The organism is Vibrio sp. J383 (assembly GCF_023503985.1).
Lineage (GTDB): Bacteria > Pseudomonadota > Gammaproteobacteria > Enterobacterales > Vibrionaceae > Vibrio > Vibrio splendidus.
The window spans coordinates 931,037-943,452 of record NZ_CP097294.1; the positions used below are offsets into that span (position 1 = coordinate 931,037).

Consider the following 12,416-nt stretch of genomic DNA (forward strand, 5'->3'; position numbering starts at 1 on the left):
TTAGGCAAAGTAGGTTCTCAACCAAAGCCCTATCGGGGAAGTAATGCCTGTTGCGATACTGCTAATCTTTCCATCTTTGATGATGACGATGCTTGGAGTGACATTAACGCCCCAACTTCTGCTGATAGATCCAGAAAGATCATTGATCACAGGGAAGTCATACTCTTTCGCCTCTAAGTAGCGCTGAACACGCTCGTCTGGACCAGACGATAGAGCGACCGAAACCACCTGATGGGAATCACTGAAGCTATTGACGGTTGGGCTTACAAATTTGCAGGCGCCACACCAAGTCGCCCAAAAATAGACAATGACTGGCTTACCATTTTTGCTTAGCTCGATAACATCAATATCTTCGCCTTGGAGCGATTGACCCACAATTGGAATCGCGTCGCCCTGAGGCATGCTTCTGCTGTGATAAAAGTCCATCGCAAATGAAACCACGCCAACGATCAATATCATTGAAACCAGTTCCTTTCCCCACTTCTTAAGACGACTTGGCTTTTTGGTTTCACCCTTTACAGCGCTGTCTTCAGTCGTGCTAGATTTACCTTCATTGTTGGGAGTCTTCATCCATTATCTCGCAGCGTCGATGGCTTGAACGACAGTGTCACTGTCGAGAATGACAGGCAGTGGAATACCGCTTCTATAGCTTGGGCCGTAGACGATATTAAATGGCACACCAAATCGACCATTACTTTGTAGGTATTGAGTGACGCTTTCACTTGGTGTTGTCCAGTCACCTTTCATCAAAACAATGTCTTCTTGCTGTAGGTGGCTGTAGACAGGATCTTGGAGAATGACGCCGATCTTGTTGGCCTTACAGGTAATACACCACTCAGCGGTCACATCGACAAATACCGTTTTGCCTTGCTCAACCAATTGAGGGATTTGTTTTGCATCTAGCTTTTGCCAATCGAGATCGTCAACAATCGGTGTCGCCCAGTTATCAGCGGTGACACTACCGACGATCAATGCAGCACCAAACACCAAGGTTGTGGTTGCGACAATAGGAATAAGTACCTTGCGGCCCAACTTACGGCCAATCCAAATCAATACTGTAATCACGATAAACAGTGACAACAGGATCGTCGGGAATTTACCAATGAATGGGCTCATTAGGCTTGTTAACCATAGACTGGTAATGAACATCATTAAGCCAAATACCAGCTTAACTCTGAACATCCATGCCCCAGGTTTTGGAAGCAGTTTTGTAAGACTCGGGAACAGCGCGAAAATCAACCAAGGTGCACTCATACCGATGCCGAGTGCGATAAAGATAGCCCACAACTCTTGGTAGCTTGCCCCAAGTGCATAAGCAACTGCGGTTCCTAAGAACGGAGCACTACACGGCGTTGCCAACAGCGTCGCAAACATGCCTTGAATAAAGTGGCCTGAATGTGAGTCATCGCCTTTGGTTGCCATCCAAGTGTTTAAACCTGATGGTAGTCTGAATTCGAATAATCCAAGTAGATTAATCGAGAACAGCAAAGTGATGATCAGCATGAACCCGATGAACCAAACATTTTGGAACTGGATTCCCCAACCAATCGCATTGCCACCCATTTTTAGAACGGTCATGCCAAGGGCTAGGAGTGCAAATGATGTAATGACACCTGACGCAGAAGCTAAGAATGAGAGTCGGATATGACTATTAGATGCGCCTTGGTTTTGGATGATGCTGTTTAGCTTCATTCCTAATACAGGCAGCACACACGGCATGATGTTGAGGATTAAACCGCCTACTAACGCAAAGCCAAGCATGACTAGAAAACTGTTGTTGCTTGTTTGGTAAGCTATCGGCTCTGACCCAACTTGCGCGGTCATCTCTTCGGCAAAATTAGTGTCTGAAACGGTGACACTAACGGTGCGATCCGTTAAGTCGACTTCGCCTATCCAGTTGCTGACGTCAAATACCGCGGTCATCGTATTGCCGGTGATGTGGACGGTTGGTTGAGCAAAGAAATCATCGATGACTTCTTTGCCATCGATCAACACCATCGGCTTATCCCAGCCTTCGTTACTGGTTAGTTGAGTGACCAGTTGTTGCTTGCTTTTGTCCCAAAATAGACCGTTCACTGAAGTCCGGTTCGCTTCTCTTGGAGATTGGCTCATGCCTTGGTTGAACAAGAACATCGCTTCTTCATCGAACTGCAATTGCTGCGTGTCGATAGGGAGTTCGATGTCATAGTCAGTCAAAACACAAATATTGGTGCACGACGGGAACGAGAGAGAAGCCCTAAATACAGCAGGTTGCGTTTTGTCTTTCAACGTTAGGGTGACAGGAAAGCTTACGTGCTTTTTGTAGCCCAGCGTCATTACGTCAAGTTGTTCGTAGTATTTAGGGATCGGCCAATGCCAATCTACAGACTCTATATTAGTTGAATCAGACCAATCCCAGCTTGGCGGAATGCCACCTTCACCTGGGCTGCGCCAATAGGTTTTCCAGTCACCGTCGAGTGTAACGTCCAATACAGTTTGAACGGTACCGCCGTTATCCGACTGTTCACCCGTCGACATCATTCGCATCTTAACTGGTGGATGCTCAGGCACGCTTATCCAGCCCGTGGTTTGAGCCAGGGCGGTAAATGACGTCATGACTAAGATTGCAGTGACGAAAGCTTTTGCGCATGTGCGCATGCAGAATGCCAACGAATCGACAAACTTAGTTAGTAGTGTGTTGTACACAAATGTATCTCCAAAAAATAAATAAAAGGGTGGAATAGCCCGGTTATTTACTCTCTAAATATACAGTGCTTTAGGTGTAAGCGGTGTTTTGTAGGTCGAGCAGAGCGATGATTGTCTCTAGATAATCTCGAGATGTGAGGAGGTAAGTTAAATGCAACAGCAATAATAAGTACGAACGGGATCAGCCAGCCAGTTTTCGGGGCGGCAAAGGTCAGCATTTTCGAACTCAGGCTGCATGAACTTGAATTTGGTGTTGTCAGAGCTTTAGATGCTTCTGAACCAAAAACGCTGGCATAAAGCTCAGACATTTTATCTAAAGATGCGATGACAGCATGTGGGTTGCTGGTTTCTGCGCCGACAAATATTGATTGTCCAACTAAAGAAGCTGAAGCCGTTACTTTATTTGCAGACAGCGTACTCGCCAGGCAAGTTATGATAACCAGTCCGGTAAGGAGAAGCGCCCAAAGCGATTGCTTTTGTTGGCGATTCTGTGTGGGTAAGAAAAGTAGCGATGTGTTCAGCAAATTAGTCAGTAATCAAATCAGTTAATAGTTAATAGCAAAAGCGAGCTCATTGAATTATGGCTAGCTTAGATAAGTTCTCTTCGCGCCACAAGTCATAAAATTGTTAAAGTGAAACTATGTATAAACGCGGGAAACGGCATATACACGATAAAAGACGTATAAACATCAACTCACGCGAATACGACATTGGGCTCTGGTTAAAGTTCACAACAACCGGCAATTATAACTAATTTATTCTGTATCGATTTGTTTATTCACGATGAGGAGATACAAAAAGCCCAACAGATCTTAGAGGAACTTATTGGGCTTAATCGTTGGTTCTATTGGAAAGGCTTAGTGAGTACGGCGAGGGCCATTACGTACCAAGTCTTTGCCATTTTCGAAAACTTCTTTGGTGATCCAGCGAGCGAGCAGAACTTTGTGACTGCTGTTGAATACAGCAACGAAGTGACGACCATCTGAATTATTGGTTGCCATGCCTACGCCTTCAACGCCTTCGAGGCCTAAACCACCAGCTTCAACCGAAATTAGGAATTTTTCTAGCTCTTCCAGAGACTCAATAATATCAAGTTCGTTGTTCATTTTTTATGCTCTCTTACTGTGAGCCAACATCGGATTAAAGGTGCTTTAGTGCATGCGCCTAAGTGATGACATTGCTCGTTGTTCTTTGTTGGGTGCGTACTTTACAGGTCATAAGAGGGGATTGGAACTCTCAAATATTAGATACGTACTGATATTTTGCGAATTTTTAACACAACATACGTTTAAATGCTTGTTATCCATATTCTTTTTACTACTATTTAAGGGGTCAATTTAGACATTCATAGGAATTAACATGATAAAGGTTTGGCGTTGTCTATTTTTAATGTTGGCGTTTGTTGCATCAGGGAGTTTTGCACAAAGTGTCGATAAAATAGCAGAAGTACAAGACCAGCTAATGCTGGACCTAACAACATTAGAAACAGCGCACGATGCTGAGAAGCCGTTTCTAGAAGATATATTAAGACGAAAGAACCAAGCACTACGTAAAGAGATTTCCTCCCAATTATCATCCGATAAGAAGGAAGGCTTAGACGCTGTTCTTGCCCAACAGGTAGATCTTTTACAACATTTACTGTCATTGAACGAAGTTAAAATTGTCTCTATGAGCAAAGACAACCGTTCCGCTGAAGGTGATGCTAAAAAGCGTCTTGAATTGTTGATTCAAAAACGTATCGGAATGATGGATGATTACTATCAGCAACTTTCTAAAACCTTAAGTTGGTCAAAAGGTCGAGGCGTTGATGTATCGGCTGCGGAAAGTCAGTTAAAAACCGCATTGGTTTCTCGTTCTCAATATCTGACCAATGCGATCCTGTATACAGACACGCAGCGTCAAGATCTAGAGCGTCGCTTGTCTTTTGTTAGTGAAGACGAAAAGGCGACAATAAAAACAGAGTTAATACGTTTCAGCGAACGAACCAGTGTAATGGTTGCCAGCTTAGAGACAAGTATCTCTATGATGGCCCCGTTTGGTGTGGATGTCACTTCGTACAAGCGCATTCTATTAGCGACTACTGGGGACATTAACGCCGATGTGTTGGATGTCGATGTTGCACTGGATCTATTGGATAGCTGGCTTCGATCGTTCAGTTCATGGGCGTTTGACAACACGCCTTCATTTATCGTTAAACTCGCTCTGTTTCTCGGTATTTTATACGTAACTCGCCTTATTGCTAACGTGGCTCGTAAGACCGTTCGTAAGAGTGTCTCGCACTCTAAAATGGACTTTAGCGTATTGATGCAGGAGTTCTTCGTATCCATCGCATCTAAAGCGGTCGTGTTTATTGGTTTGCTTATCGCTCTGTCTCAAATTGGGATTGAGCTAGCGCCACTATTAACCGGTTTCGGTGTTGCGGGTGTCATTATTGGTTTCGCATTGCAAGACACACTATCTAACTTTGCGTCAGGTTTGATGATCTTGATCTATCGTCCTTATGATGTGGGCGACATGGTTAAAGTGGCCGGCGTTCAAGGCACAGTAAAAGACATGAGCTTAGTGTCGACGACCATTCAAACCATCGATAACCAACGCTTGGTGATCCCGAACAACAAGATTTGGGGTGACGTGATCAACAACATCACTGCAGAACGTGTGAGACGTGTTGATATGGTCTTCGGCATTGGTTACTCAGATGATATCGATAAAGCGAAAGCGGTATTGAACGACATCATTCTTGCGCACCCTCTAGTACTGAAAAAACCGGAGCATATGATCAAGCTTCATACCTTAAATACGTCTTCTGTTGATTTTGTCGTCAGACCTTGGGTTAAGACCGATGACTATTGGGATGTGTATTGGGATGTGACGGAAACCGTGAAGAAACGCTTCGATGAAGAAGGTATCACGATCCCATTCCCTCAACGAGATGTGCATATTTACAATCACGAAGAGAGCTAAGCGAAAGAGCTAGTACGAGAAGTAATTTCGAATAGAGCTATTACGAAAAAAGCTAATACGAAAAAGCTAAGCATGGCTTAGAGCCATCATTCTTAATGTGATATCAAATGGACGCTGAATAAGCGTCCATTTTTATTGGCTTCCGTTTATATTGAGCTTCATTCTTTTATGTCACTCAACCGCCTTAGAATTACGTTATGATGGGGTAGGCTTAGTTTGGACAGTTGAAAGCGAATGGATGATTCACAGCAAAAAACGAATAGTAGAAATACAACGGTAAGAAAAGCAACACGAATTGAAAGCGTCATGAACTCTGCGATGTGGCACCTAACCCAGAGAGATATGACGGAAAGCGAGTTGGTTGCGAAGCTCAAAGTGAAAACCGACAATCAAGCATGGATCGATGAAACTCTAGGGACACTGAAAGGCTTCGGGTATCTCAAGTCTGACCAAGTGTTTGCAGAACAATTCGTGGAACAAGCTTTTTCTGGTGAATTCGGTTCTCGATATATTGTCGAAAAATTGAAGAAGAAAGGCCTGACCGATTCAGTGATTTCTGATGCAATCCATAAAGTGTCCTTCGAAAAGTCTATTGATGAGCAAACCATCTTGATAGACCGTATCAACCATTACTATACAAGTTTTACCATGAGCCGTGAAAAGCTTGTCGCGACCCTGCAAAAGCGTGGTTTTAGCTACCAGCAGGTGAAGGTAGCGATTGACCAGCACACGCAGTCGCATGAACTGAAAAGTAATATTCAAATTAAGGCAGAGAAAGCTGATTTGGAAAAAGAGGTGCTTAAGTATGCTCGTAAAGGCAAGGGCCTAACCGCCATTCAGCAAGAGCTCAGACAGCGACAAATCGACACCAGCGAGCTGTCGTCGTTGGTCGACCGATTAATTAATGAGGAGCAACTGGATTTCTATTCATCTTGTTTGGAACAGCTGCAGAAGAAATCATATGACCTCAACGATCACAAAGAACGCTCAAAGGCTTACGCAATGTTAAGTCGAAAAGGCTTTTCGTCGGATGAAATCAAATTTGCTCTGAGTGAAGGCAACGAATAACAACCAACATTATGCGTAAAGAGTGTACATAGCCTTGCTTTAACGTGTCGTGTGTAGGTTTTCTGTAAGACCTAGGCCATTGCGTAAGGCGAATTGAATCAGGTCATTGTGGCTGTTTAAATCGAGCAATCCAAGCATTCTGTATTTATGCGATTCTATCGTTCGAGAGCTAAGGTGGAGCTGTTCTGCACACTCTTTTGCACTAAACCCTTGAGCAATGAGAGCCAAAACCTTGGTTTGTTTTTTGGTGAGTAATAATAGCTTCTCACTATCATCTGCTAGCCGATTCTCATTTTGCTTTAGTGTCCTCGCTAGCGTTGAGTGCTGCCAATAACAGAGCCAAAGTTCACAGACTAACTTTAAGCGCTGGATGTCTTCGAGGTCAAAGGTGGTTTCGTTGTCGTGAAAGTTAGTGAAAGATAATGCTCCCCAGCGTTGGTTAAACAGCTGCAAAGGAATGATGCAGTGCCATCTTCCCCCTTCTTTATAGATCTTCTTTAACACATAGTTTTTGGTTGAAACGAGTTCGTCACTGGTAAAGGTGAGATATGTTTCATTGGTTTTCAATAGCTTTAGGTAATCAAGGTAGTTACCGCCAACCAAACTTTTCTTATCGACAGGAGGTATGTTTGCTTTGGATACTGAACAAGTTTTCCCGTCTTCAAGTAAGACCATTGAATTCGGGTATAGCGTTAAACGATCAATCCCGAACCAATCGAGTACGTCAAAGCTTGCTTCTGACCACGTTGTTTGAAAGTTTTTAGGATCGCTATTAATAAGAGAGGTTGATTGTTTCATTAATAGCTGTTCAAAACTTAGGCTTAAAGCAGACACGTTTTTCCTTTCTCGATACATTCATTAGGTCAATACTCAGAAGATATTCGTTCGAGTGGCTCAGTGCAAGATAAGATTCTTATATATATCATAGGTTCTATTTTTAAGTTTTTTATAACTCTTAGTTCTAGATTGTCGAATGATAAGCAGTACATTTACTGCATTAATTGAACGGTGTTTTTTAATAAGATCGGGCATTTCTATAACCGAGTAAACACTGTGATAAGTTTAAGGACGTTACTGCCTATTTCAGTCTCGATGTTGAGCTTTTTTCATCCGACTACACACGCAAATAATTCTCCAATGTTTGTGTATGCTCAGTCACCCATTCATCCAATGTACTTTCAACACAACTTCGCTCTGCTCAACCTAACCGAGTGGGGGCCATTGAGTTCAAGTCTTCTTATACTCAGGCCAGTATTTGGGCACACACGAGTGCGTATGCTCTCGACTATTATCAAAATCAATCCAATATTGCGATTGAGTGGCAAGCTTCACCTGTCTGGAAAACGGAGCTGGATTACCGAGTTGTGACTGCAAAAGATAATGGTTTAGACAGTTTTGTTATGGGGTTTCATGACCTGTTTCGTATTGGCCAGAATGGTCGCGATCAAGTGGCGGAAGATCAGTTCACCATGGGTTTTCACAGTGCAGGTATCTATATGTCTGATTTTGAGGGGGATGACTTAACCAACGCTCTGACGTTCTACAATGAACTTCTACTGTATTCTAGAGGGCCAATGTCGCTCTCGGCTGGTGGCTCTTTGTTTTACAACAATGTAAGAAGTGGGCAGTTTGCGAGAACCAGTTTTGAGCAAGGTGTTCAGCTTAACTACAGCTATATCACCCCTAGGCACAGCGTTTTTTCAACCATTGGTCTTGTACATCGAGATAGCGATGTGTATGTCGTTAGTCTTGAAAATTTCAGCGCAAGTTGGGCGATTGGGTATGAGTATCGGTTGAATCAACGCCATAGCTTATTGATTGAGTCTCTCAACTATCAAGGTTGGGCGAGCAATGACCCGGACTTTTCTGAACCTTCTAACGAGGTCGTTTTGGGTTATCGCTACCGCTTAAATCAACTCGTAGTCGAAGCGCTGATGATTGAGAACATCCGTAATATGGATAACAGCACCGATATCGGCTTTACACTCGGATTACGTTTTTCAATATAAACGACACATTAATATATTCTTATTTCATGAAATTCACCAAAGCTATAAAATTTTCAGTAAATTTACGGTATATCAATAACCTGTTTTTTTGAACAATAGCGCCACTCCAAAAGGCCGGACTAACAAGGCCGAATCAATATATAGGTAGTGGTTATCATGAAAAAGACATTAGTAGCACTTGCGATTGCGAGCATTTCAAGTTCAGCTTTCGCTGTAAGCACAAGCAGCCAAAACAGCCAAAACGAAGACATGTTTGCATTCGATTCAATGCACAAAGATCAATTCTCAGTATCAGGCTCTTTCGGTGTTGGTGGTTACTACGACACTGGCTCTAAAGCGTTCTACGATGACTGGGCTACGGGTCTTACTCTTGCCGTAAACTACCGTAACAACCGTATTGTTGGTTATTTCGAAACTGACTTGATGGTGAACTACACGACAGACAACAACGTATCTGCGAACGACGCAGCAACAGCTGGTTGGACAAACGGTATCGATACTGGTCCAGCAACAGACGTAGACAAAGCATGGTTAGGTTTCGATACTGGCTACGGTATTGCTTCATTCGGTTGGGAAAACGACACAGCACTAGACAAAGTGGATGGCGCTGGCGATAACACTTACGAGTTTGGTGCTTCAGCTGGTGATGCTTCTGACGGCTTCAATGTTGTTAAATTCCAAGGCGCAACAAACGGTATCGCTTACGGTATTTCTTACTTTGAAACTGGTGATGATCATAATGATGCGGATAAAGGCATTAACGGTTACATCGGTTTAGAGCAAGAGGTATTCAACCTATACGCAGGTTATGAAGCTCGTGATGACGATGCTGATTACGAAGTTTACACAGTGACAGGTAACGTGAAGGTTGGTGCTCTTAAACTAGGTATGAACTCTTGGATTGAAGAGAGTGATTCTGCTAAGAACACAGGCTACTACGTTTCAGGTGGTTACACGGTTTCTGAAGACCTAACAATCGCAGCGGGTTATGCATCTAGCAACAATGAACTTGATGGCCAAGCAGATGTAGATGCTTCTTACATCAACATCGCGGCAATGTACCGTATTGCAGACAACGCTGACATGGGTATTGATATCAAGCAAGACTTAGACGGTTACCGTGTGGGCAAAACTAGTGCGCAATACGACGAAGAAACACACGTATTCGCAGCAGCTTACTACTACTTCTAAGAACTTGAACTCTTCAGAGTTTAAGAGCTTCTAAGACATTTGATGGTAATGGTGTAATAGCTTGCCCGGTCGTTACACCATGTTCTCTTCTTTTTGCAGTGTAAGCATCCACAGATTGATATGTGGTTTGTCACTCAAGTGCTACGAGTGGAATTATTATCTGGAGAAATGTAATGATTAAAAGCATTACAGCCCAGGGTGTTATTTATGGAAATGATACCCTGTTTACGTGTAAACCGAATCGTAATGGACTATTTGAATTGGCGCGTAAACATGGAAGAGTCGCAGGTACCCGCCCACAAGATCTCAAGAACAAGGTTTATGCTGAATCTCTTGATGAAGCTTGGAATCTACTCAAAACAGAGAAGTTTTATATTGTTTTGACGGGGCAAGTATTTGGTATTCATCGAAAATCATTGCGAAGTGCTGATTCTGTTGATGTTGAGTTTGATACTGAAACTCGCTCGACATGTGTCACGGCATAGATCCAACGCTGAATATAAAAAGGACGATAAATTATCGTCCTTTTTTCGTTTGAGTTTTTTGGTTTAACCTTGGTTACAGATGCTCAGCACCCGCTATCGGCCGTATTGCCCAACGATAAAGTGTTCAAACTCATCACACATCTGATGGTTTGATTTGTCATTATTCGCCAACTCGGTGGCCCCATCAACGATCGATATCTTCGCATTCAAATCAGAGACTGGTGCACGTTCTCTTGTCGACAGTTGTTTGATTTTTTGCTCCTCAATCGCCCAAGCTTCCTCTGGCGATAAGTTACACTCGTCAGCGAGGTGTTTGGCATTAAAACCTTCCCCAGTCAGGCTTTCGATTGTCCCATTATGATTTACGCTGTTTCCTTGGTGCCAATAGTGCTTAGCTAACAAAGGGCCGATCTCTGGGTTATCCGTTAAGTAGCCAAACCTATCGGTGAAATACGCACGAGTTTGATACACCGCCATATGAGCCAGCAGGTAACCTTGATACGCGCAAGAGGCTTCATCCGACAATAGATGCGGGATCGCCATTAATGGGCGAGGGCTGCAAGCCAATCCAAGAATCGTTTTCTCACTGCCACGAGCAAGAGCAGTGATCTTTTCCGGTGTCAGATCTTCATCCGCCAATTCGTAAAGTGCTCGCTCGAAATACGGAACCACTAAAATGCTGCGTTCTTGATAAGCTCTGAAGGGTTGTTTGTTATCGATGATTGCTTTGATTAACTCGTCAGGTACTGCTTGGCCATCTGCATTAAGCGCGTATTGTTTGAGCCAATCGGCGTCATTCAACAAGCTGTCACAGAACATGGATTGCGTTTCGGCATAAGCCATTGAGGTTGGTGCAAACTCTTGAGAGAAACACGGTGCGTTCATTTTTACGTTAGCAAAATGTGCTGCATGACCACCCTCGTGAAATAGTGTATTGATGCCATCATAGCCGCTGCCAACTTGATCGGGCTTTGCGTTGCTCGTGAAGTTAACTTGAGCAGCTACCCAAGTGTCTTGATCGTAGAAAGAAGGGATAGGGCTATGGCAGAAGCCATTAGGGTACTTACCTTTGCGATCAAGCAGATCCAATTTTAATGTCGCTTGAGAGTATTCGATGTTTAGGCGACCAAAAGATTCGATCCAGCGTCGAAGTGACTTTGAGAATGGAACATAAGGATCAAGATCATTCATAACGTCACCTGCAAAAGAGTAGGTAAAGTTATGGGCTTGCAGTGCATTCTCGCCTTTCTGCTCAGCCAAATTGGTTAGACTTTGCTGATGGCTATCGCGTGTACGTGCTTCGAAGTCGTCAAGAATCGTAAACAGCTGCTCTGTCGTCATCTGTTCGGTTTTAACCACCGAGTAATCAAAGAAGGTTTTAAAACCCAGTGATTGAGCAAATTGGTTACGTTTTTTGATCAGTTCAATGAAGCCGTTAGCCAGCAGCCACTGTTCTAAATCTAATAGTGCTTGATGTGCAGAAAGCCTAACTTGTTCATTACCATTACTTCTAACGGCTGAACCTAAAACGGGCAGCGACCCTTCTGTTTCGTCGCCTGTTTCATTTACGTAAGTCATCACATGGTTTTGTTTTTTCTCAAACAGTTCAGCCTCAAACTTTATGAGTTCGGCTTTAAGCTTCTGTGACTGTTCAGACTCAATAGCGTGAGATCTAAAGGTCGCTAACCAACCATTCAAGCCTGTCAGTGTACTCTCTTTTTCTAGGGGATCTTGAATTTTATCGATAGCAGCTAGTTGAGTTTCGATAGCAGCAATCTGTTCGGCAGAGCTTAGAAATTCAGTCCACTGAGTCTGCGCGAGTGTCGAACCATCGTGGTCGTCACTGATCCCCATATATGTATCCCAAAAGAAGTCTTCTTTCGCTTTATGAGTCGCAAGATACTTTTGATTCAATTGGTTGAGATAGTTCGTTGCAGTCATGACATTCCTTGAAAATTAACCAGTAATTTCAACATTATGACACATTCATTGAATGTATTTTGTGACGATAGAT

The 12,416-nt window shown here is 43.3% G+C and carries 10 protein-coding genes and 1 pseudogene; 5 read left to right on the forward strand and 6 right to left on the reverse strand.

The annotated features are described in order from the left end of the window. The 4 genes from M4S28_RS20590 to M4S28_RS20605 form a co-directional block, all read right to left on the reverse strand. Complete coding sequence (locus M4S28_RS20590; protein WP_249633692.1) at nt 1-570, reverse strand: protein disulfide oxidoreductase; 570 nt, start codon at nt 568-570, stop codon at nt 1-3. 3 nt (nt 571-573) lie between these two features. After that, nucleotides 574-2,637: a protein-disulfide reductase DsbD family protein gene (locus M4S28_RS20595; protein WP_249633750.1), complete on the reverse strand. Its 2,064-nt coding sequence runs from the start codon at nt 2,635-2,637 to the stop codon at nt 574-576. Nucleotides 2,638-2,732: 95 nt separating this feature from the next. Beyond that, the gene (locus M4S28_RS20600; RefSeq protein WP_065207018.1) at nt 2,733-3,209 is read right to left on the reverse strand and encodes a hypothetical protein; all 477 of its coding nucleotides are present in this window, start codon (nt 3,207-3,209) and stop codon (nt 2,733-2,735) included. 333 nt (nt 3,210-3,542) lie between these two features. Further along, complete coding sequence (locus M4S28_RS20605; RefSeq protein ID WP_004731805.1) at nt 3,543-3,791, reverse strand: hypothetical protein; 249 nt, start codon at nt 3,789-3,791, stop codon at nt 3,543-3,545. A 253-nt stretch (nt 3,792-4,044) separates the two neighbouring features. Here M4S28_RS20605 and M4S28_RS20610 point away from each other — a divergent pair, with 253 nt between their 5' ends. Both M4S28_RS20610 and M4S28_RS20615 read left to right on the forward strand, forming a co-directional pair. After that, complete coding sequence (locus tag M4S28_RS20610; protein WP_017081928.1) at nt 4,045-5,649, forward strand: mechanosensitive ion channel family protein; 1,605 nt, start codon at nt 4,045-4,047, stop codon at nt 5,647-5,649. A 234-nt stretch (nt 5,650-5,883) separates the two neighbouring features. Continuing rightward, nucleotides 5,884-6,717: a regulatory protein RecX gene (locus M4S28_RS20615; RefSeq protein WP_249633693.1), complete on the forward strand. Its 834-nt coding sequence runs from the start codon at nt 5,884-5,886 to the stop codon at nt 6,715-6,717. Nucleotides 6,718-6,756: 39 nt separating this feature from the next. On the opposite strand, the gene M4S28_RS20620 is transcribed toward M4S28_RS20615, so the two are convergent. Continuing rightward, nucleotides 6,757-7,551, reverse strand: coding sequence for a response regulator transcription factor (locus M4S28_RS20620; RefSeq protein ID WP_017077418.1), 795 nt, complete (start codon nt 7,549-7,551; stop codon nt 6,757-6,759). A gap of 258 nt (nt 7,552-7,809) precedes the next feature. Here M4S28_RS20620 and M4S28_RS20625 point away from each other — a divergent pair. From M4S28_RS20625 to M4S28_RS20635, 3 genes and pseudogenes are all read left to right on the forward strand, one after another. Continuing rightward, nucleotides 7,810-8,726, forward strand: a pseudogene (locus M4S28_RS20625) (DUF3187 family protein). Between the two features lie 156 nt (nt 8,727-8,882). Then, complete coding sequence (locus M4S28_RS20630) at nt 8,883-9,917, forward strand: porin (protein WP_249633694.1); 1,035 nt, start codon at nt 8,883-8,885, stop codon at nt 9,915-9,917. Between the two features lie 173 nt (nt 9,918-10,090). Further along, on the forward strand, nt 10,091-10,402 hold the full coding sequence (locus M4S28_RS20635) for a hypothetical protein (protein ID WP_004731791.1): 312 nt from the start codon (nt 10,091-10,093) through the stop codon (nt 10,400-10,402). A 93-nt stretch (nt 10,403-10,495) separates the two neighbouring features. On the opposite strand, the gene M4S28_RS20640 is transcribed toward M4S28_RS20635, so the two are convergent. Further along, nucleotides 10,496-12,343, reverse strand: a complete 1,848-nt coding sequence (locus M4S28_RS20640) for a M3 family metallopeptidase (protein ID WP_249633695.1) — start codon at nt 12,341-12,343, stop codon at nt 10,496-10,498. Between the last annotated feature and the right edge of the window lie 73 nt (nt 12,344-12,416).